This window comes from Sorangium sp. So ce406 (genome assembly GCF_051474675.1).
Taxonomy (GTDB): domain Bacteria; phylum Myxococcota_A; class Polyangia; order Polyangiales; family Polyangiaceae; genus Sorangium; species Sorangium cellulosum_G.
Map to the genome: position 1 here is coordinate 5,656,442 of NZ_CP150340.1, position 19,868 is coordinate 5,676,309.

Genomic DNA, 19,868 nt, shown 5'->3' on the forward strand with positions numbered 1-19,868 from the left:
GATGAAGCTCTATTTCAGTCCTGGTGCCTGTTCGCTCTCTCCCCACATCGTGCTGCGCGAGGCGGGCCTGCAGTTCGACCTCGAGCAGGTCCACCTCGGCACGAAGCAGACGAAGTCGGGCGCCGATTTCAACCAGATCAATCCGAAGGGCTATGTCCCCGCGCTCGAGCTCGAGAGCGGCGATGTGCTCACCGAGGGGCCGGCGATCGTCCAGTACATCGCCGACCAGAAGCCCGAGTCGGGGCTCGCGCCGCCTGCCGGCACCCTCGGCCGCTACCGTCTCCAGGAGTGGCTGAGCTTCATCAGCACCGAGCTGCACAAGCAGTTCGCCCCCCTGTTCAAGCCGAGGACGCCGGACGAGCAGAAGAGCGCGGCCAGGGAAGCCATCAGCCGCCGCCTCGAGTACGTGGCGCCGCGCCTCGAGGGTGCAGCGTACCTGATGGGCGACCAGTTCACGGTGGCGGACGCGTACCTCTTCACCGTGCTCACCTGGACGAAGTTCGCGGGCATCGAGCTCGATCGCTGGCCCGCCCTCGTCCAGTACAGGGAGCGCGTCGGCGCCCGACCCGCGGTCCAGGCCGCCCTGGCCGCCGAGCAGGGGAAGTGAGCCTCGGGGCGACCCGCGTCGTCAGCCCGATGGCGGACCCGTGACGACGGCGCCTCGCCCCTCAGGCGGTCATCCGCGCCCGGCGCAGCCCGAGCGCCTGCGCCTCGGCGAAGAGCGCGACGACGAGCGCCTGCGCCGCGACGAACGCGTAACCGAGCGCCGTCGGCTCGACCCAGCCGAGCGCCAGGAGGAGCACGCTGTCGATCACCCAGAGCGCGTTCGCGACGACGACGGCGAGGACGGCGGCCCGCGCCGGCCGCTCGCGCGTGCCGAGCCACGCGACGATCGCCGCGAACGGTAGCAGGCTCGCTCCGGACCACCGGAGCAGCGCCTCCGGCAGGCCGACGACGCCGGCGAGGGGCGCCGCGCCCGCGAGCATCAGGAGGCCAGTCGCGCCGCTGACGATGGCGTCGGCGAGGAGGGCACGGCGAAGGAAGACAGGAGAGGACAGGAACGACATGGTGGGCTCCTTTCGTTGCATTCTCGGGCTCATCGCCCCTGGGTGGACTGGGCCTGATCGGGAGAGCCGACGCGCGCATCGCGCCCGCTGTCCGCAGCGCCCCTGACGCATGCCCACTATGGGTGGCCTCGGTCATGGGGTCGATTACCTCCCAGGTAATGGGTCGTTCTTCCCGGCGTGGTAAGGTCGTCGCGCGATGATGACCTCACACCCGCCTGTCGGTGGACTCCTGCGCGAGTGGCGCCAGCGCCGTCGCATGACCCAGCTCGGCCTCGCGTGCGAGGCCGACATCTCGACGCGCCACCTGAGCTTCCTGGAGACCGGCCGCGCGCAGCCGAGCCGCGAGATGGTGCTCCACCTGGCGGAGCGCCTCGACGTGCCCTTGCGCGACCGCAACCAGCTCCTCGTGGCGGCGGGGTATGCGCCGCTCTATCCCGAGCGCAGCCTCGACGATCCCGCGCTCACGGCGGCGCGCAAGGCGATCGATCTCGTGCTCGCCGGCCACGAGCCTTATCCGGCGCTCGCCATCGACCGGCACTGGACCCTCGTCGCCGCGAACACCGCCGTCGGCCCGCTCCTCGTCGGCGCCGCCCCTTCCCTCCTCCGCCCGCCGATCAACGTGCTGCGCCTGAGCCTCCACCCCGAGGGCCTCGCGCCGCGCATCGAGAACGCGCCCGAGTGGCGCGCTCACCTCCTCGCCCGCCTGCGCCGCCAGATCGAGGTGAGCGCCGACCCCGTCCTCGTGAAGCTCCTCGAGGAGCTCAGCGGCTATCCACCGCCGGAGCCGGCAGGGGCGCGGCGCCCGGAGCCCGCGCGCGAGCCCAGCGCCGCTGTCATCGCCGTGCCGCTCAGGATCCGGGCGGAGGACCGCACCCTGAGCTTCCTCAGCACGACCATGGTCTTCGGAACGCCGGTCGACGTCACCCTGTCCGAGCTCGCTGTCGAGTCGTTCTTCCCCGCGGATCAGGCGACCGCGGAGGCCCTGCGCGCGGCGGCGCGACGCTGAGGGCCGGGCCGCGGAGGCGTGACTTCAGCGAGAGGACCCCTGCACGTGCCGGGGCGAGGATCACCGCTGTAGGCGGATGTCGTGCGTCGGAGAACGCCGAGTCGGCCTCACCGATGCATGGCGATGTCGTGACGTGGAAAGGGCTTGACGCGCCGGGTGAGCCTTCCGGCCGACGGGGCGGGCTTGGTCCGCCCGGGGGAGCGCGCGGGGCGCGCAGTGGGCTTCTTCGGGGTCGGCCGCGCCTTCTCGGTCGACGGCGCCGGATCGGGCTGCGTCGCCGGGATCTCGGCCGGCTCCGGGGGTCCCGGCGCGAGCAGAGGCCGGGGCGCGTCCACGACGCTGGCGAGGAGCGTCGCCTCGGCGGTGCCCGGCAAGCCGGCGCTGCGGGAGGCGGCGGCGACGGCCGCGAGCGCGGCGCTGTCCACGGCGAGCGCGGCGCCGTCGGTGCTGGTCGCGGCGAGGCGGACCGCCATGTACACGCCGGCGCCGGCGAGCATGGCGCCGAGGGCGGCGACCGTGGCGATCCGCGCCGCGGGCCGCTTCTTCTTGCGGCTCGAGGTCGTCATCATCACCGTCGTCGTGCGGTCGGGGGCGTCGCTGTCGCACGGATCGGTGTCCGCGAGCGCCACCGGCAGCCGCGCCGGCGCGGGGTGGCGCAGGGTGACCGCGGTGTCCTGCGCGCCCGCGACCGGCGCCTGCGCCAGGGCCTCCGCGCCCGTGTCCTGGGTCGCCGTGCCCAGCGGCCCGGCGCTCCTCCGGCGCGACGAGAGCGCCCGCTCCAGCGCCTCGGCCATCTCCCTGGCGGAGCCGAAGCGCGCGTTCGGGTCGAGCTGCAACGCCCGCCGCATCCAGTCGTCGAGGGCGGGCGGCGCCTCGGGCCGGAGCGCGCTCGGCGGCGTGAACTTGCCGGAATGCACGGAGAGCGTGAGCCCGACGATCGTCTCCGCGAAGAACGGGACTTGCCCGGTGATCGCGTGGTAGGCGACGACGCCGAGCGCCCAGAGGTCCGCGCGGAAATCGAGATCCTTCGAGCAGGTGAGCTGCTCCGGGCTCATGTAGAGCGGCGTCCCGACGACGTTCCCCGTCGAGGTGACGCGCATGTCCCGGGCCCGCCGGGCGATACCGAAGTCGAGCACCTTGACGAAGGTCTCGCCGTCCACCTCGGTCAGGAACAGGTTGTCCGGCTTGATGTCCCGGTGGACGATGCCGAGCCGGTGCGCCTGCCCGAGCGCCTTCGCCGTCTGCGCCACGATGCGGGCCACCTCGCCGAGCGGCAGCCTCCCCACGCGGCGGATGCGGGCCCTGAGGTCCTCGCCGCGCAGCAGCTCCATCGCGATGTACGGCATGCCGTCCGCGGTCAGCCCGTGATCGAGGACCTGCGCGACGTGCGGGCTCGTGATCTGGGCCGCCGCGACGGCCTCTCGCCGGAACCGCTCCACGTACCCCGCGTCGTCCGCGAGCTCGGGCGACATGAACTTGACGGCCACCTGCGCCTTCAGCGGCAGGCGATCGGCGACCCAGATGCTCCCCATCCCGCCCCGCCGCAGGATGCGAACGAGCCGCAGCGCAGGGGTCACCAGCTGTCCCGTGTGCAGGGGCATACCTCTGCTACTCCTTCTTGAAGAGGCCCGAGCCGGTGTGTCCGTCAGCTCCAGCCGAAACTCGCGTCAATAGATCAGTACGCCTCCTCCATTGTCTCCGCAAGAGAAACACGCGCTCTTCCGCCCCTCATCCATCACCTCCACGCCATAGAACGCACCGCGCGGGACCGCGTCGATTTCAAGCCATCACAACCGGGTCACCTGGCGACGTGGACGGACGTCGCACAGGCGCTCGTGTCGGCAGATGAGCGCACAGGAGCGCACCGATCACCTCACCGAGTCCACGCCGCGCCGCGCCGCGCGCGGGCGGTCGCGGCGCGCGGCGACGAACAGCAATGCAGCGCTCCTGCTCGGCGGGCTCATTACGGGAGTCCCGGATGCCTGCCAGCGCCCGAGGCATTATGCTCCGCGCCCTCATGACGCCGGACGCCCCCCTCGAGATCGCCGTGCTCGGCGATGTTCACGGCCACCTCACGCTCGCCTATCGGCTGCTCGGGCGCTGGCAGCGGGAGACCGGCCGCGCGCTCGATCTCATCCTCCAGGTCGGCGATCTCGGCGCGTTCCCTCCCCCGTTCCGGCTCGACCGCGCCACGAAGCGGTTCGCGGAGAGCGACCCCGACGAGCTGGGGTTCGCCGTCTATCACGAGGGCGGCCCGGAGCCCGATGCGTTCTTCGGGCCCGACGCGCCGGCGGATCGACGGATAGCCGCTGATACGGTGTTCATCAGGGGGAATCACGAAGACTTCGAGTTCCTCGACGAGGCGGGCGCCGGGTCCGACGCGCCGGTGCCGGTCGACGCGCACGAGAAGATCCTCTATCTCCCGAACGGCGGCCGGTTCACCTTCGGCCGCGGCCCGCACCGGATCACGATCGGCGGGCTGGGCGGCATCTCCGACGGCGGCCGGCCCGGCCGGGATCCCGTCTCGGAGCACTACACCGCGGCCGAGGTCCGCAAGCTGCGCTCCCGCGGCGATCGCATCGACGTGCTCCTCTCGCACGAGCCGCCGCACGGCGCCGCCGCCGCCATCCACCCCCGCTACGACGACGGCGGCTCACGCGACGTGCTCGAGCTGCTCCGCGATCTCCGGCCGAGGTACCATTTCGCCGGGCATTATCACGAGCCGGGACAGCCGCTCGCCGTGACGGGCGACACGCAGAGCTACCAGCTCAACGCCGTCAACTTCCTGAAGCCGCACCGGCTCAACCCGGGGTGCATCGGGATCCTCCGGTGGGCCGGGCCCGAGGAGAGCTCGTTTGCGCTCCTCGACGCTCCGTGGCTGGGCGAGTACACCAGGTCGAACTACAGGTACCTGTGAGCGCGGCGCCGCCGGCGGCGGCGCGCGATCTCGGCGCTTCGAGGTAGGTGCATGTGAAGGCGGCGCCGCCGGCGGCGGCGCGCCTCGACGTCAGCCCTTCGAGCTCTTCGGCCCGAGCGGGCCCCCGTCGCCCGGCATGCGCGCGTAGACGCCGGGGTGCGAGGAGGCGAGCCACTGGTTCACGTGGCTCATCACGTGCGGGCGCTCGGTCCTGAGCTGCAGGTAGCGCTGGCCGCGCGGGACGAGCACCTGCTCGGTCACGTTGCCGCCGAACTGCTCCGCGAGCACGCGCACGACCGGCTCCACGTCGAAGAACTTGCAGCTGAAGAGATCGAAGAACGCCTCGTCGCTGTCGGGGAAGATGTGCAGCGTGATGTGCGACTCCGCGATCATCACCATGGCGCTGATCACCGGGGTCCCCTCGCGCGTCGCCGTCTTCACCACGAAGGGGCGCATGATCGGGGTCATCCCGATCTTCGAGGGCAGGTGGTCGAAGATGTCGAAGAGCGCGTCGAGCGAGGTCGGCCCGCGGTACGGGCTGAACTGCAGGAAGAGGTGAGGGCCGAAGTCGGCCTCCGGGCTCACCACCTCGTGCCCCCTGCGCTCCTGCAGGTCGCCCCCTTCGCCGCGATCGACCGTCTGCGTGAACACGCTGCGGCACGGCAGCGTCGTCTGGAGCATCATCTGGACCCGCTGCGGATCGAAGGCCCCCGGGTACACGAGATCGGCGAAGAAGCACTCGCGGAAGCTGAAGGTGTGGATGGTGAGGTGGCCGCCGAGCAGCAGCACGAAGGCGCTGATGCCGCAGTCCTCGGCCACCACGCCGTTGTAGTAGGGAAGGATGAACGGAGGCATCACCGGCTTCAGCCGGAGCACGCCGGGCACCTCCTCCAGAAGCTCCTGAGCCAGCTTCACGTCATCAAAACGGCTCCGGAAGCCGTGAAAGCCGTCCATCGTGAAATGGGTGAGGTTCTTGCGCGCCTTATGCATGTTGCCCCTTCGTCGACGAGTTGAGCGATGCTACTCCACGCGGAGCAGGCGCGATCGGATTAATTTGGCGAGCTGCCTTCCCTCCAGCGCGCGCATGTGGGCCGCCCGATGATCAGGTGGGGAAGCCGGAGACAAGCATGCTTGTCGTGCGCCCGGCGCGCGATCCGCCGCAGCGCCGCAGCTCCCGGCGCGCCGCGCCGCGTGGGATGAGCACGCCCGGACGGCGCCCGACTGCCACTGCTGCGCTCGACTGCCACACCGGCGGCGACGGGCCGCGGCTCCGGAGCCCTGGAGCGGGTCCGCATGTGGGCCCACGTCGCCTGGTGAGTCCGCGGGGGTCGCCGCTCGCGGCCGTCGTCCACCGGACCGTCACGACGGGCGCCTCGGACACCACGGGCGCCGCGAGGCGCGCGCCGGCGAGGCCGAGTGACGCTTGACTTCAAAAAACGTGTTTCATTTGTCCGCGACAATCGCCCTCCGGGCAGCGCGACGTCGGCGCTCATGTCGGGTAGCCGGCGCGCGCCGCCGGATCACGCGACGCGACAGACGGGCTGGTTCCTGGCGGGAGATACCGTCTCTCGCCCGGGATGCCGGCTCACTGAAACCGTTCACCAGGACGGCCTGGACGCTCTCGGGGGCGCGGGAACGCCGGCAGAGGAAATCCATCCGCCGTGGATCGGGCGTCGGGGTGCGATAAAAAGTGAAGCAGCGGTGTCATCCGTCGTCGCCCGGACGCCCGGAGGCGTAGAATCGCCGGAGCTATGAGCCGATCGCCCTCCGACAAGGACGCGCACAAGAAGGCACCGATGAGCCCCGTGCCGTCGCGAGGGAGCTCGCCGGATCCGAGCCCGCCGCGCAGCAACAGCAGCTGCCTGCCGCCGGCGCCGCACCCGCCGCGCAACAACTCGAGCTGCCTGCCGCCGGCGCCGCCGTCGAACCGCGGCGGCAGCACGCTCCCGCCCCCGCAGCACGTGCCGGCCCCCGCGCGGGGCAGCCACTTGCCGGCCGACCCGCGCCTCCGGCGGGACCGGCCGAGCGTGCCGCTCGCGCCGCTCGTCGGATCTCCGCCGCAGGAAGCGCGCGGCTGGCGCGATCGGCCGGGCGCCGCGGCCGTGGCCGCCGCCGCGGCGCGCAGCGGCCTCGCGGCGCAGGATCCGTTCGCCACCTGGGACGCGGAGGCGCCGCCCGCCACGCTGCCCGCGACCCAGCCGCCCGAGCCGCCGAGCTCGCGCGTACCGGAGGTGTCGCGCTTCGAGGACACGGGCCGCGGCCACGCGCCGGCCTCGTCGCCGGGCAGGCGCGTGGCCGCCGTCGCCTCGGCCGCCGCGCACCAGCCCGCGCCGGCGGCCCGGCGCGAGCCGCAGCGGCTCCACGAGCCGCACGGCGGCGGGCACGACCCGTACACGCCGATCAACCAGATCCTCGGCTACACGCGCCTGCTCGTCGCGTCGCTGCAGGGCAAGGTCGCGCCGCAGCACATCGAGGACATCCGCAACATCGAGCTCGCCTCGCGCAAGCTGCTCGGCATCGTCCAGGCGATGGAGAACGGGGGCGGCGAGGACGACGCGCCCTCGAGCGTGAAGGTCAGCGTCCCCTCCTCCCCGCACGAGGAGCCGGCGCTCCACGCGGAGCTCGAGGGCGGCGGGCGCGGCGCCATCCTCGTGGTCGACGACAGCCGCGGCAACCGCGACGTGCTCTGCCGGGTGCTGCAGAACAACGGCTTCCGCGCGATCGCCGCCGAGGACGGCCCGCGCGCGCTCGGCCTGGCCGCGCGCGAGCGCTTCGACGCCGTGCTGCTCGACGTGAACATGCCCGGCATCAGCGGCCTCGGCGTGCTCTCCGCGCTGCGCCAGAGCCGGTCGCAGGCGGAGCTGCCCGTGATCATGGTGACCACGCGGGGCGCGAGCGAGGACGTGGTGGAGTCGCTCCGGCTCGGCGCCAACGATCACGTCACCAAGCCGATCGACTTCGACATCCTGCTCGGGCGCCTCGACACGCAGCTCACGCTGAAGCGCTCGCGCGAGCAGCTCTCGCAGCTCGCCGCGGAGCTGTCGATCAAGAGCGAGTTCATCCGCAAGACGTTCGGCCGCTACCTGAGCGACGAGGTCGTGAGCCGCCTGCTCTCCTCGCCCGAGGCCCAGCTCCTCGGCGGCGAGGAGCGCGAGGTGACGATCATGATGACGGACCTCCGGAGCTTCACCACGATGACCGAGAACATGCCGCCCGACGTCGTCATGCGGCTCCTGAACGGCTATCTCGGCGAGATGGCGCGCATCATCATCGCGCGCGGCGGCACGATCATCGAGTTCATCGGGGACGCGATCCTCGCGCTCTTCGGCGCGCCGTTCTCGACGGGCGACGACGCGCGCCGCGCGGTCGCGTGCGCGATCGAGATGCAGCTCGCGATGGACGCGGTGAACGACAGGAACAGCGCGGACGGCCTGCCGACGCTGCAGATGGGCATCGCGCTCAACACCGGCCCTGTCGTCGTGGGCAACATCGGCTCCGAGGCGCGCACGAAATACGGCGTGGTCGGCGCCCAGGTCAACCTGACGTCGCGCATCGAGTCGTGCACGGTGGGCCGCCAGATCCTCATCGCCGACGGCACGCGCCGCGCCGCCGGCTCCGGCCTCCTGCTCGGCCAGAGCCACGCGCTGTCCGTCAAGGGGTTCTCGACGCGGGTGCTCGTCCACGAGGTGCTGGGCCTCGACAACCCCGAGCGGCTCTACCTGCCCGAGCGGCGCGTCGAGATCCTGCCGCTCTCGTCGCCGCTGCCCGTGGTCTGCGCGCGCCTCGCCGGCAAGCGCGTGGAGGGCGAGCCGCAGTCCGCCTACATCCTCGGGCTCTCGCCGTTCGGCGCCGTGCTGCGCTTACACCCCCGCCCCGCGCCCTTCACCAACCTCCAGCTCCACCCGTCCGTCGCGCTCGCGGAGCAGCTCGGCGGCGAGCTGCACGCGAAGGTGATCGAGCTCGACCCGCGCGCGGACGACGTGGTGCGCATCCACTTCACGTCCTCGCCGCCCGGGCTCGCGGCCCTCGTGCAAGAGCTCCACCGCGCCGAGGCGTAGCGCGCGCGGGCGCGCGGACTCCTGTCATGGCGGCGCCCCGTGCTGATGGGGAGTCCCGTCACGGGGAGTCGGCCACGGCGCCCACTGGCCGTGTCCGTTCGTCACGCGCGACGGCATCGCGGCTCGACCGGGCGGCGCGGCCGGGTTAAGCACCGCCCGTGGCCTGGAGTCAGCGCATGGCGAGCATGGCGACCAGGAAGCGCTCGGCTCCGGTGCGTTGCGGCGCCGCCGTGCTCATCGCGGGAATGGCGATCGCGCTGAGGCTCTCGCTCCACTCGGTCCTCGGAGACGAGGTGCCATTCATCCTCTATTTTCCAGCGGTCGTGGCGAGCGCCTGGTTCGGGGGCCTCGAGGCCGGCCTCGTCACGACAGCGCTCTGCGCGGCCTTCGTCTGGTATTTCTTCCTGATTCCATATCACTCGTTCGCGCCTCCCCCGATTCACGGCACGGTGCAGCTCGGCACGTTCGTCGTCACCGCGGTGATGAGCTCGCTCCTGGCCGAGAACCTGCACAGGGCCAGGCGGCTCGCCGCGCGCAGCGCGGAGCGGCTGCGGATCGCGCAGGATCACTCGCTCGACGGGTTCGTGACGCTGTGGGCCGTTCGGGACGCGCAGGGGAGCATCGTGGACTTCCGTTGGGAGTACGTGAACCCGGCCGCGGCCAGCATGCTGCTGTGCGCCCCGGAGCGCCTGGTGGGCCGGGATCTTCTCCAGATGCTGCCGGGCGAGAAGACGAAACGCGACCTCTTCGCGCGGTGCGCGCGCGTGGTCGAGACGGGCGATCCCGTCGACGTCGAGCTGCCCTGGGGCGAGGAGGAGCGCCGCCGCTGGTTCCGGATCATGATCGTGCAGCTCCATGACGGGATCGCCGTCCACTTCAGCGACATCACGGCGCGCAAGCGGGCGGAGGAGGAGCGCGCGGCGCTCCTCGCGAGCGAGCGCCGCGCGCGCGCCGAGGCGGAGGAGGCCAATCGGCTGAAAGACGAGTTCCTGGCGACGGTCTCCCACGAGCTGCGGACGCCGCTCAACGCGATCCTCGGCTGGTCGCACCTGCTCCAGGCGAAGACCGCCGCGCCCGAGCAGAAGGCGCGCGGGCTGCAGGCCATCGAGCGCAGCGCCCGATCTCAGGCGCGGCTCGTCGAGGATATCCTCGACGTGTCCAGGATCATCGCCGGCAAGGTGCGGCTCGACAGGCACCTCATCGACCCTGGCGCGATCATCGGGGCTGCGGTCGAGTCCCTGCGCCCTTCAGCCGAGGAGAAGGGGGTGGCGCTCGAGCTCGCCGTCGAGGCGCGGGACGCCCGGATCCTGGGCGATTCCACGCGTCTCCAGCAGGTGTGCTGGAACCTCGTCTCCAACGCGATCAAGTTCACGCCGACGGGCGGCGTGGTGCGCGTCGCGGTCGCGCAGCGAGGCGCGGATCTCCACATCGAGGTCAGCGACACGGGGCAAGGCATCCGCCCCGATTTCCTGCCGTTCGTCTTCGATCGGTTCAGCCAGGCCGACGGCTCGACGACGCGCCGCCACGGCGGGCTCGGCCTCGGGCTCGCCATCGTCCGCCACCTGGTCGAGCTGCACGGCGGGACGATCTCGGCGCGCAGCGAGGGCGAGGGGCGAGGCGCGACGTTCGAGGTCGTGCTGCCCGTGGCCGGCCCCGCGCAGGCGGGCGACGACGGCCCCGTCCGGGCGCGCGACGGCGCGGCCCCCGGGCGCGCGCCGCCGGGGGCGCCCGAGCGGCGCGTCGACGGGCTCCGCGTCCTCGTGGTCGACGACGAGGACGAGGCGGGCGAGATCGCCGGCGCCATGCTCCGGGAGCTGGGCGTCGAGCCGCGGGTGGTGCGATCGGCAGAGGAGGCGCTCCGGGCGCTCGTCGAGTTTCGCCCCGACATCCTCATCTCGGATCTGGCGATGCCCCACGAGGACGGCTTCTCCCTGATGCGCAAGGTGCGCGCGCTCGCGCCGGACGCCGGGGGCGCCATTCCGGCCATCGCGATCACGGCGTACGCGCGGCGCGAGGATCGCCAGCGGGCGCTCGCGTCCGGCTTTCAGGTGTGCCTCACGAAGCCCGTCGTCGCCGCCGAGCTCTCCGAGGTCGTGAGCAGCCTGGCCGCGGGGCTGCCCCCCAGCCCTGCCCGAGCGCGCGCTGCTGCGCCGTGACGCGCCGAGGCGACCGACCGCCGTGTTGCCCTGGGCGAGGGGCCTCGCCTACCCTTCGCCCTCGCAAGCGCAACACGGTTCTTTCACGCGGCCACTCACACCGAGGCGACCGATGCACATGCGTTCCCAGATCATCGCGGGCCCCGCGGGCGCGCTCCACATCGTCGATCATCCAGCCGCAGGCGCTCATCCAGCCGCAGGCGCTCATCCAGCCGCAGGCGCTCATCCAGCCGCAGGCGCTCATCCAGCCGCAGGCGCTCATCCAGCCGCAGGCGCCGCGCCGGCGCCGGGCGATGCGACCGCGGGCGAGCCGCTGCCGCTCGTGCTCGTGCACGGGATGGTCGGCCACGTCGGCTTCTGGGAAGCGGCGCTCGCGCACCTCGCGGGCAGGCGCCGCGCCGTCGCCATCGATCTGAGGGGCCACGGCGCGTCCGAGGCCCCGCCCGACGCGGACTACTCGCCTGCCGCGTGCGCGGCCGACGTGCTCGCGGTGCTCGACGCCCTGGGCCTTCCGCGCGTGGCGCTCGTCGGCCACAGCTTCGGCACGCTCGTGGCCATCGCCGCCGCGGCCGCCCATCCGGAGCGCGTCGCGCGGCTCGTGCTCGTCGACCCGCCCGGCGACTTCACGCAGCTCCCGGCCGAGATCCGCGAACAGCAGCTCTCGCCCCTGCGGGCCGCGTTCGAGACGGACGATTGGCGCACCGCCACCCGCGCGGGGTTCGATGCGGCGCTCGTGGGCAGCACGCCGGCGACGCGGGACGTGGTGCTGGGCCGCCTCGCTGCCACGCCGCGCGACCGGCTGCTCGGCATGTACCGCAGCATGATCGAGTTCCCCGCCGTGGACACGCTGGACCGCTACCTCGCCGCCCCGGGCGCCCGCGCCCACGCCCTCGTCGCTCCCTCGAACGCGCGGCCGTTCAGCCTGCATGTGCTCAGGCCCGCGCTGGACGCCGCCGTGCTGCGAGGGACCGGCCACTGGCTGATGATGGACGCACCGGACCGGTTCACCGAGCAGCTCGAGGCCTGGCTCACCGCCGCGTGACGCAGCCCGGCCGCTCGATCGCATGAGCTCCTTCCCGCCGGGACGCGCGCGGCCCACACTGCGGCCATGCGCGACGACGACACCGCTCGCCTCACCGCGAGGACCCTGGGTCACTACGACGATCACGCCCTGTCGTTCTGGGAGGGCACCCGCGATCACGACGTCTCGCAGAACCGCGCCGCGCTGCTCGCGGCGCTGGAGGGGCCGGGCCCGTTCACGATCCTCGATCTCGGCTGCGGCCCGGGGCGCGACCTCGCCGCGTTCCGCGCCGCGGGGCACATCCCCGTCGGGCTCGACGGGTCGGCGCGGTTCGTCGAGATGGCGCGGCGGCACGCGGGCTGCGAGGTGCTCCACCAGGATTTCCTGCGCCTCGATCTCGGGGCCGAGCGCTTCGACGGGATCTTCGCCAACGCGTCGCTGTTCCACGTGCCGAGCGCCGAGCTCCCGCGCGTGCTCCGCGAGCTCCACGCCGCGCTCCGCCCGCGCGGCGTCCTCTTCAGCTCCAACCCGCGCGGCGACGACCGGGAGGGGTGGTCCGGCGACCGGTACGGCTGTTACTGGTCGCTCGAGCGGTGGCGCGACCACGTGACGACCGCGGGATTCGAGGAGATCCAGCACTACTACCGGCCCGCAGGCCTGCCCCGCGCGCAGCAGCCGTGGCTCGCGACGGTGTGGCGCAAGCGCTGATGTCCGGCCGGTGGGGTGCCAGCGCCAGGCGTCCGGCCCCATGGTGGAGACATGCGTCAGAAGCCCAGACGCCTGCATGGCAAGGCCCGCGCGCGCGCGGGAACGGGAAGCAGGAATCGGCCGAATATTCTGATCATCATGGGAGATGACATCGGCTGGTTCAACCTGAGCGCGTACAACCGGGGGATGATGGGCTACGAGACGCCCCACATCGACCGTATCGCGCGAGAAGGAGTGCTCTTCACCGATTATTACGGACAGCAAAGCTGCACGGCCGGGCGCGCCGCGCTCATGACGGGCCAGACGCCGCTCCGGACCGGCCTTACCAAGGTCGGTATCCCGGGCGCGAAGCGAGGCATCAGCGACAAAGATCCCACCATCGCCGAGATCCTCCAGCAGCTCGGCTACACCACCGGGCAGTTCGGCAAGAACCATTTCGGTGATCGGGACGAGCACCTGCCCACGATGCACGGGTTCGACGAGTTCTTCGGCAACCTCTACCACCTCAACGCCGAGGAGGAGCCCGAGCACCCGGATTACCCTGCGGCCCCGGAGTTCCGCGCGAAGTTCGGGCCGCGGGGCGTGCTCCACGCCTGGGCTGATGGCCAGGGCGGACAGCGGATCGAGGACACGGGCCCGCTCACCAGGAAACGCATGGAGACCATCGACGAGGAGATCCTCGCCGCTGCCGTGGACTTCATCGAGCGGGCGCAGAGGTCGGAGCGTCCCTTCTTCGTCTGGCTCAACAGCACCCGCATGCACATCTGGACCCACCTCAAGGCGGAGTCGCAGGGCAAGACAGGGCTCGGCATCCACGCCGACGGCATGGTCGAGCACGACGGGCACGTCGGCAGCCTGCTGCGCAAGCTCGACGATCTCGGCCTCTCCGGGGACACCCTCGTCATCTACACGACCGACAACGGCGCCGAGGCGTTCACCTGGCCCGACGGCGGCACCACGCCGTTCCGGGGCGAGAAGAACACCCAGTACGAGGGTGCCTATCGCGTGCCTTGCCTCGTCCGCTGGCCCGGCGTGATCTCCCCCGGTCAGGTCAACACCTCGCTCATCGCGTCCGAGGACTGGTTCCCCACGCTGGCCGCGGCGGCGGGGCTCCGCGACGTGAAGCAGCGGCTGCTCGCGGGGTGCCGCGTCGGCGACAGGACGTTCAAGGTCCACCTCGACGGCCACGATCAGCTCGCGCTGCTCTCCGGCCAGGGCCCGAGCGCGCGGCGCGCGTTCTTCTACGTGAACGACGAGGGGCAGCTCGTCGCCCTCCGCCACGATCGCTGGAAGATCGTCTTCGCCGAGCAGCGCGCCAGCGGGCTCGGTGTCTGGCAGGAGCCGTTCGTCCCGCTCCGGCTGCCCAAGCTCGTCGACCTCCGGGCCGATCCCTTCGAGAGGGCCGATATGGGCAGCATCTTCTACGACAAGTGGCGCATCGATCACGCCTTCGTGATCGCGCCGGCCATCGAGATCGCGAAGCAATTCATCGCTTCGTTCCAGGAGTTCCCTCCCCGGTACAAGCCGGAGACATGGAACCTGGACACCATCCTCCAGCGGATGGAACGGATGTCGGATTGAGCGGCCGCTCAGCCTCGTCGTCGTTCATCTGCCTGGCTGGCAGGCGACCGCGACGATCGCGCTCCCTTCCCGGCGCTGTCTCTCCCCGGCATGCGAAGAGCGCTCGATGCGGGCGACGTCCGCGGTCAGTGCGCCCTGATCGCGCGCGGGCCTCCGGCGGGCAGGCGGGCGGCGGACGAGCGGGCGGCTGGACCGCGCGCCACCACCGGGGCCAGGGCGACGATCACGAGGACCAGCGCCACGACGACGGCGAGCCCGCCCCGCAGGGTGAAGCGGTCGGCGAGCAGGCCGATGAGCGGAGGCCCCACGAGGAAGCCGCCGTAGGACAGGGTGGCGAGCGTCGCCAGGGCCTTTCCGGGCGCCACGTCGGGCGCGCTCGCGCCGGCGCGGAAGACCAGCGGCACCACGACGGACAGGCCGGCGCCCACGCACCCGAAGCCCAGCAGCAGGGCGATCGGGACGTTGACGACCAGCGCCGCGCCCAGCCCGCCCGCGACGAGGAGCGCCGCCGCGCGCACGAGCCGCTCGGCGCCGAAGCGCTGCGTGAGCCCGTCCCCGGAGAACCGCCCGACGAGCATCGCGAGCGAGAAGACGGCGTAGCCGATCGCGGCCACGGCCGCGGTGGTGTGGAGCTCGTCGCGGAGGTAGACGGCCGACCAGTTGGCCATGGCGCCCTCGCCCACGGACGAGCAGAACGCGATGAGGCCGAGCAGGAGGAGCCGGGTCGAGCGGCGCCCCTCGGCGGAGCCCGCGACCGCGGCGACCGCCGGCTCGGGGCGCGCGTCGGCCGAGAGCGCCCCGCCGGCGTCGAGGATGACCACGGCGAGGACGGCGGCGACGGCGAGCAGGTGCACCGCCGGCGACACCGCCATGCCGGCCGCGAGCGCCCCGAGGGCCGCGCCGATCAGCCCGCCGAGGCTGAACATGCCGTGGACCGAGGCGAGGATCGGGCGGCCGTGGCGCCGCTCGACCTCGACGGCCTGCGCGTTCATCGCCACGTCCATGAGGCCGTTGCTCATGCCGAGCAGCACGAGGGCCGCGACGAGCGCGGCGAAGGAAGGCGCGAGCGCCGGCAGGGGCAGCGCCGCGCACAGCAGCATGGCCGAGACGCGGGTGACGCGCCGGCTCCCGAGGCGCGCGACCAGCGGCCCGGCGGCGCGGAAGGCGAGGATGGCGCCGACGGCCACGCCGAGCAGGGCCAGGCCGAGCGCGCTGTCGCGCAGCCCGAGCCGCTCGCGCACCGCGGGGACGCGCGCGGCCCAGGAAGCGAAGGCGATGCCGTTCGCCAGGAACATGACCGAGACGGCGCGCCTGGCCTGCGCCGTGGAGAGGGCAGGACGCTCCTCCGAACTTTCGTGCATTTTCGTGAACATCAGGGAACAATCATGCAGCCGACCGCGGCCAAAGCAAGCGGCTTCGTGAACAAACAGGAACGATCGTGCAAAACCAAGCAGACAGCTCGGGCCTGATGGTGGCCGAACGGCGCCGGGAAATTCTCGCGGTGCTGGAACGTGATGGAAAGGTGGTCGCGGCGGAGCTGAGCCGCGCGTTCGGCGTCTCGGAGGACACGATCCGGCGCGACCTGCGCGAGATGGCGAACGAGGGGCTGCTGCAGCGCGTGCACGGCGGCGGCCTGCCGCTCGCGAAGGTGAACCCGAGCTTCCCCGCGCGGGAGCGGCAGCAGCCGCGCGTCAAGGAAGGGCTCGCGCGGGCCGCGGCCACGCTGATCAAGCCGGGGCAGGTCGTGTTCATCGACAGCGGCACGACCAACGTGGCCGTCGCGCGCCACCTCCCGCGCGATCTCGAGGCCACGATCGTGACCAACAGCCCTCCTGTCGCCATCGCCCTCTCCGAGCACCCGCGCGTCGAGGTGGTCCTGCTCGGCGGGCGCGTGCGCAAGGACCCGCTGGCCGCCGCCGACGCCGTGACGATCGCGGGCGTGCGCCAGATCCGCGCGGACCTCTGCTACCTCGGCGTGTGCACCCTCGACCCGGCGTTCGGGATCACGACGGTGGATCTGGACGAGTCGTACGTGAAGCGGGCCATGGTCGAGGCCTCGGCCGAGGTGGTCGCGCTGGTCACCGCGGACAAGCTCGGCACCGCGTCAGCGTACGTCGTCGCCCCGCTGAGCGAGCTCACGTGGCTCTTCACGGAGCGCGGCGTGCCGAAGGAGGTGCTCGCGCCGTACCGGGAGGCGGGGGTCACCGTCACGCAGGACGTCGAGGCGGAGCCGGCGTAGCCACGAGGCCGCCCGGTGGAGCGCCGCACCGGCCGCTTTCGCGGGCAGTTGCTCCTCTCGACCTGCCATCGACCTGCTCGAGGGAGCGTCAGTCGGCTTCAGTGTGGTCCTCCCCCGCAGCCCGAGCACCACCGCGGATGGCTGCCGGTCAGAGGAGGTCATGACTCGTCCGCGTCCGAGGTGCGCAGCGCGGATGCAACTGCGCCTCCTCGGAGCCTCGGTCACCCGTGCTTCGACGCCATGCCTCTCCGCGTGCGCGCGCGAGCGGCGCGCCTCCTGAACAGGAGCGGAAGGCTCTGGAGCCAGTCGACCCGGTCCGCGCCCATGAGCAGGATCCAGTGGGCAAGCCGGTGATCCGGGACCTCGTAGGCCGCGCGGCGCAGCACGCCGCTCACGCCTCGCGGCGGCAAGGCGGCGCTGAACACCGGCGTCGGACGGGCGAGCCCCGGGCGCGTGAGCACCCGGCCCTCGATCGGCTGCCGCGCAGGTTCCAACCAGTGCGCGCTCGCCAGGAGGTGCGGCGGCGCCTCTCTCGGAACGCCGGGTCTGTCCTCCGGGCACAGATCCACGGCCCAGTACGGCAACTCGCTCGGCCGCAGCATCTCGGCTTCCACGATGATCACCTCCTCCTCGATGAAAGAGCTCATTTGGCCCCCGACGGAACGAGCACGCACTTGATGATCCCGTCGGTCCTCGCCGCGAAGATGCGGTACATCTCGGCGGCCGACTCGAGCGGGACGCGGTGGGTGATGAGCGCGCTCGGGTCGATGTTGCCCTTGCGGATGTGCTCGAGCAGGTGGGGCATGTACCGCTTCACGTCGCACTGCCCGGTCTTGATCGTCAGGCCCTTGTTCATGGCCGCGCCCATGTCGATGAGGTTCCACGGCGGACCGTAGACGCCGATGATCGAGACCCTCCCGCCGCGGCGGACCGACTGGATCGCCCAGTTGAGCGCGATGGGCGAGCCCGCCTGGAGCATGAGCGCCTTGCCCAGCACGTCGTGCATCATCGAGCCGTTCGCCTCGAGGCCGACCGCCTCGATGCAGACGTCCGGCCCGCGGCCGTCGGTCATGTCCCGGAGGACGGACACGACGTCGGGGACCTTGCTGAAGTCGAGCGTCTCTGCCTTGTTGTACCGACGCGCGAACGCGAGGCGGTAACCGACCGAGTCGATGGCGATGACCCGGCGCGCGCCGAGCAGCCAGGCGCACCGCTGGGCCATGAGGCCGACGGGACCGCAGCCGAAGACGGCCACCGTGTCCGCGGGGCCGATGTCGCCCATCTCCGCGGCCTGGTACCCCGTGGGAATGATGTCCGAGAGAAACAGCACGTCCTCGTCCGAGAGGTCGTCGGGGATCTTCATGGGGCCGACGTCGGCGAAGGGGACGCGCACGCGCTCGGCCTGCCCGCCCTGGTAGCCGCCGGTCGTGTGCGAATAGCCGAAGATCCCGGCGGTGATCGTGCTCAGCGGGTTCGTGTTCTCGCACGCGGACGTGCGCTCTCGCTGGCAGAAGAAGCAGGTGCCGCAGGCGATGTTGAACGGCACCACGACGCGGTCGCCGCACTGGAGGGTCCGCACGGACGGCCCGAGCTCCTCCACGACCCCGGTGAACTCATGGCCGAAGACGGTGCCGACGCGCGTGTCGGGCACGTAGCCATGATAGAGATGCAGGTCAGAGCCGCATATCGTGGAGCGCGTCACGCGGAGGATCACGTCGTTCGGATGCTGGATCCGAGGCTCCGGGTTCTCCTCGATACGAACGCACCTCGGCCCATGGTATGTGAGCGCCAGCATTCGAGCTATCTCCCCCTCTGCTCCACGCGCGATGCAAGGCGCGAACCGGCGCGGGCGCTCGTGAGTGCGACCAGCGTAGCCACGGCCTCCGCGAGCCCGCCGCCCGGGAGTCAGGGCCGACGGCTCTCCATCGTTTGCGGGAGCGCTGGCGCGTGGGCCGCCCTCCGCGATCTCTGCCTCTGCGCGAGGACGACCCGGCGAGCGACAGCAGGGAGACATGGGCGCAAAGGCGCGGACGTGGAATCTCTGCGCGAGGACGACCCGGCGAGCGACAGCAGGGAGACATGGGCGCAAAGGCGCGGAGGTCGAAAGAGCATGGCGCCGCAGCGCGTGAGCGCGCCCATGTGCCGAGAGCTGGCTCGCGCAGGTGGCGCCCGGAAGACAGCCGCGGTGAGCGGGCGCGCCCGCCCCTACAGCAAGCCCGAGAGCAGATCCAGGACACCGCAGGTCAGGCCGCCCCCGGAGAGCGCGACCAGAGGCTCCAGGCTCGACGCGATGGACTCCGGGTACACCGCCCTCCCGGCGCTGCAGGTCGGCGCGCCCGCGAGGTCCCGGTCGCAGACCACGTCACAGTGGCCGCGGAGGGTGATCCCGCACGAGGGCGATTGCCCGCAGATGCGCTGAAGCGTCCGCGTGCTCAGCGCCACGCCGCACGCGTCGACCAGGTCGTTGTCGGCGCAGGCGAACGCGGTCGGCCTGACCTGGTCGAAGAGATCACCGAACATGATCGCGTCCGGGACCGAGTACTCCCTCGCCTCGCTGTCCGGCGCGCCGGCGAGGGCCGGGTGGCCGCCGGTCAGGCGGACCGCGACGTGCGCGCCCGTCGCGTTCAGCGACTGCAGCAGACACGCCGTCATCCAGCGCCGCGCGGCGCTGTCCGAGAGCGGCGCGGACGACCACCGCGGCGCGAGCCCGATCGACCCGCTGAAGGACCGCCGGGAGGTCGTCCGCAGCGCCGCCCCCTCGGGCAGGGCGCAGGCGATCACGCGCTCGACGAGGTGCCTGCCCTCGTCGCTCGAGAGCAGCACGGCGCCCCCGCGGCCGCCCAGCGCCTCGGGCAGCGGCGAGCGCGCCAGCGACCGCAGCGCCTCCTGCGTCGAGGGCTCCCAGAAGAAGGCGGGATCGAGGCCGTTCATCACGATGATCCCCTGCTCCGAGGCCAGGACCGTCTCGCCGTCGTCCGCCGGCGCCGCTCCGCACCCGGCCGCAAGCAAGCAGCACCCGATCACCCCGGCAGCGTTGACCCTCAAGCAAAGCATGCACTGTCCTCCATCTCAGGCGCACGTGCGTGCGCCTCGCACCGGGAGCAAGCAAATCCCG

Annotated in this window: 15 protein-coding genes and 3 pseudogenes; 11 read left to right on the plus strand and 7 right to left on the minus strand. The window is 72.1% G+C overall.

Annotation, left to right across the window (positions count from 1 at the left end; translation table 11 throughout):
* Position 1: 1 nt before the first annotated feature.
* On the plus strand, positions 2-607 hold the full coding sequence (gstA, locus tag WME96_RS20875; protein WP_437291845.1) for a glutathione transferase GstA: 606 nt from the start codon (positions 2-4) through the stop codon (positions 605-607).
* Positions 608-668: 61 nt separating this feature from the next.
* Here the strand turns inward: gstA and WME96_RS20880 are convergent, their stop codons facing one another.
* Positions 669-1,088 carry a hypothetical protein gene (locus tag WME96_RS20880; protein ID WP_437291846.1) on the minus strand — a complete coding sequence of 140 codons (420 nt, stop codon included), beginning with the start codon at positions 1,086-1,088 and terminating at the stop codon, positions 669-671.
* Between the two features lie 175 nt (positions 1,089-1,263).
* Here WME96_RS20880 and WME96_RS20885 point away from each other — a divergent pair, with 175 nt between their 5' ends.
* On the plus strand, positions 1,264-2,073 hold the full coding sequence (locus WME96_RS20885) for a helix-turn-helix domain-containing protein (RefSeq protein ID WP_437291847.1): 810 nt from the start codon (positions 1,264-1,266) through the stop codon (positions 2,071-2,073).
* Between the two features lie 107 nt (positions 2,074-2,180).
* On the opposite strand, the gene WME96_RS20890 is transcribed toward WME96_RS20885, so the two are convergent.
* Positions 2,181-3,674 carry a protein kinase domain-containing protein gene (locus WME96_RS20890; RefSeq protein WP_437291848.1) on the minus strand — a complete coding sequence of 498 codons (1,494 nt, stop codon included), beginning with the start codon at positions 3,672-3,674 and terminating at the stop codon, positions 2,181-2,183.
* A gap of 416 nt (positions 3,675-4,090) precedes the next feature.
* Between WME96_RS20890 and WME96_RS20895 the strand changes: the two genes are divergently transcribed.
* On the plus strand, positions 4,091-4,990 hold the full coding sequence (locus WME96_RS20895) for a metallophosphoesterase family protein (RefSeq protein ID WP_437291849.1): 900 nt from the start codon (positions 4,091-4,093) through the stop codon (positions 4,988-4,990).
* Positions 4,991-5,080: 90 nt separating this feature from the next.
* Here the strand turns inward: WME96_RS20895 and WME96_RS20900 are convergent, their stop codons facing one another.
* Positions 5,081-5,980: an S-adenosylmethionine decarboxylase gene (locus WME96_RS20900; protein WP_437291850.1), complete on the minus strand. Its 900-nt coding sequence runs from the start codon at positions 5,978-5,980 to the stop codon at positions 5,081-5,083.
* Positions 5,981-6,741: 761 nt separating this feature from the next.
* On the opposite strand from WME96_RS20900, the gene WME96_RS20905 reads away from it, so the two are divergent.
* From WME96_RS20905 to WME96_RS20935, 7 genes and pseudogenes are all read left to right on the plus strand, one after another.
* Entirely contained in the window at positions 6,742-9,048 is a 2,307-nt protein-coding gene (locus tag WME96_RS20905) for a response regulator (RefSeq protein ID WP_437291851.1), read from the plus strand.
* A 185-nt stretch (positions 9,049-9,233) separates the two neighbouring features.
* Positions 9,234-10,208 (plus strand): annotated as a pseudogene (locus tag WME96_RS20910) (DUF4118 domain-containing protein); the annotation flags it as partial.
* A 162-nt stretch (positions 10,209-10,370) separates the two neighbouring features.
* A pseudogene (locus WME96_RS20915) lies at positions 10,371-10,682 on the plus strand (sensor histidine kinase); the annotation flags it as partial.
* Between the two features lie 132 nt (positions 10,683-10,814).
* Positions 10,815-11,204: pseudogene (locus WME96_RS20920) on the plus strand (response regulator); the annotation flags it as partial.
* A 322-nt stretch (positions 11,205-11,526) separates the two neighbouring features.
* Entirely contained in the window at positions 11,527-12,246 is a 720-nt protein-coding gene (locus WME96_RS20925) for an alpha/beta fold hydrolase (RefSeq protein ID WP_437291852.1), read from the plus strand.
* 66 nt (positions 12,247-12,312) lie between these two features.
* Positions 12,313-12,933 carry a class I SAM-dependent DNA methyltransferase gene (locus tag WME96_RS20930; RefSeq protein WP_437291853.1) on the plus strand — a complete coding sequence of 207 codons (621 nt, stop codon included), beginning with the start codon at positions 12,313-12,315 and terminating at the stop codon, positions 12,931-12,933.
* 51 nt (positions 12,934-12,984) lie between these two features.
* A complete protein-coding gene (locus tag WME96_RS20935; protein ID WP_437291854.1) occupies positions 12,985-14,514 on the plus strand; it encodes an arylsulfatase in 1,530 nt (509 codons plus the stop codon).
* Between the two features lie 125 nt (positions 14,515-14,639).
* Here the strand turns inward: WME96_RS20935 and WME96_RS20940 are convergent, their stop codons facing one another.
* Positions 14,640-15,875: an MFS transporter gene (locus tag WME96_RS20940; protein WP_437291855.1), complete on the minus strand. Its 1,236-nt coding sequence runs from the start codon at positions 15,873-15,875 to the stop codon at positions 14,640-14,642.
* 77 nt (positions 15,876-15,952) lie between these two features.
* Between WME96_RS20940 and WME96_RS20945 the strand changes: the two genes are divergently transcribed.
* Positions 15,953-16,753, plus strand: a complete 801-nt coding sequence (locus WME96_RS20945; RefSeq protein WP_437291856.1) for a DeoR/GlpR family DNA-binding transcription regulator — start codon at positions 15,953-15,955, stop codon at positions 16,751-16,753.
* A 221-nt stretch (positions 16,754-16,974) separates the two neighbouring features.
* On the opposite strand, the gene WME96_RS20950 is transcribed toward WME96_RS20945, so the two are convergent.
* The 3 genes from WME96_RS20950 to WME96_RS20960 form a co-directional block, all read right to left on the minus strand.
* Positions 16,975-17,400 carry a hypothetical protein gene (locus tag WME96_RS20950; protein WP_437291857.1) on the minus strand — a complete coding sequence of 142 codons (426 nt, stop codon included), beginning with the start codon at positions 17,398-17,400 and terminating at the stop codon, positions 16,975-16,977.
* Positions 17,397-18,548, minus strand: a complete 1,152-nt coding sequence (locus WME96_RS20955) for a zinc-dependent alcohol dehydrogenase (protein ID WP_437291858.1) — start codon at positions 18,546-18,548, stop codon at positions 17,397-17,399. Before WME96_RS20955 ends, WME96_RS20950 begins: the two co-directional genes overlap by 4 nt.
* A gap of 410 nt (positions 18,549-18,958) precedes the next feature.
* Positions 18,959-19,807, minus strand: a complete 849-nt coding sequence (locus WME96_RS20960) for a hypothetical protein (protein WP_437291859.1) — start codon at positions 19,805-19,807, stop codon at positions 18,959-18,961.
* Positions 19,808-19,868 lie beyond the last annotated feature (61 nt).

What these genes read in the sequence shown, in the direction of transcription:
- WME96_RS20960 (WP_437291859.1), bottom strand. Translation starts at nt 19,807, where the DNA reads ATGCTTTGCTTGAGGGTCAACGCTGCCGGGGTGATCGGGTGCTGCTTG.
- WME96_RS20950 (WP_437291857.1), bottom strand. Translation starts at nt 17,400, where the DNA reads ATGAGCTCTTTCATCGAGGAGGAGGTGATCATCGTGGAAGCCGAGATG.
- WME96_RS20940 (WP_437291855.1), bottom strand. Translation starts at nt 15,875, where the DNA reads ATGCACGAAAGTTCGGAGGAGCGTCCTGCCCTCTCCACGGCGCAGGCC.
- WME96_RS20880 (WP_437291846.1), bottom strand. Translation starts at nt 1,088, where the DNA reads ATGCAACGAAAGGAGCCCACCATGTCGTTCCTGTCCTCTCCTGTCTTC.
- WME96_RS20895 (WP_437291849.1), top strand. Translation starts at nt 4,091, where the DNA reads ATGACGCCGGACGCCCCCCTCGAGATCGCCGTGCTCGGCGATGTTCAC.
- WME96_RS20905 (WP_437291851.1), top strand. Translation starts at nt 6,742, where the DNA reads ATGAGCCGATCGCCCTCCGACAAGGACGCGCACAAGAAGGCACCGATG.
- WME96_RS20955 (WP_437291858.1), bottom strand. Translation starts at nt 18,548, where the DNA reads ATGCTGGCGCTCACATACCATGGGCCGAGGTGCGTTCGTATCGAGGAG.
- gstA (WP_437291845.1), top strand. Translation starts at nt 2, where the DNA reads ATGAAGCTCTATTTCAGTCCTGGTGCCTGTTCGCTCTCTCCCCACATC.
- WME96_RS20935 (WP_437291854.1), top strand. Translation starts at nt 12,985, where the DNA reads ATGCGTCAGAAGCCCAGACGCCTGCATGGCAAGGCCCGCGCGCGCGCG.
- WME96_RS20900 (WP_437291850.1), bottom strand. Translation starts at nt 5,980, where the DNA reads ATGCATAAGGCGCGCAAGAACCTCACCCATTTCACGATGGACGGCTTT.
- WME96_RS20930 (WP_437291853.1), top strand. Translation starts at nt 12,313, where the DNA reads ATGCGCGACGACGACACCGCTCGCCTCACCGCGAGGACCCTGGGTCAC.
- WME96_RS20885 (WP_437291847.1), top strand. Translation starts at nt 1,264, where the DNA reads ATGATGACCTCACACCCGCCTGTCGGTGGACTCCTGCGCGAGTGGCGC.
- WME96_RS20890 (WP_437291848.1), bottom strand. Translation starts at nt 3,674, where the DNA reads ATGCCCCTGCACACGGGACAGCTGGTGACCCCTGCGCTGCGGCTCGTT.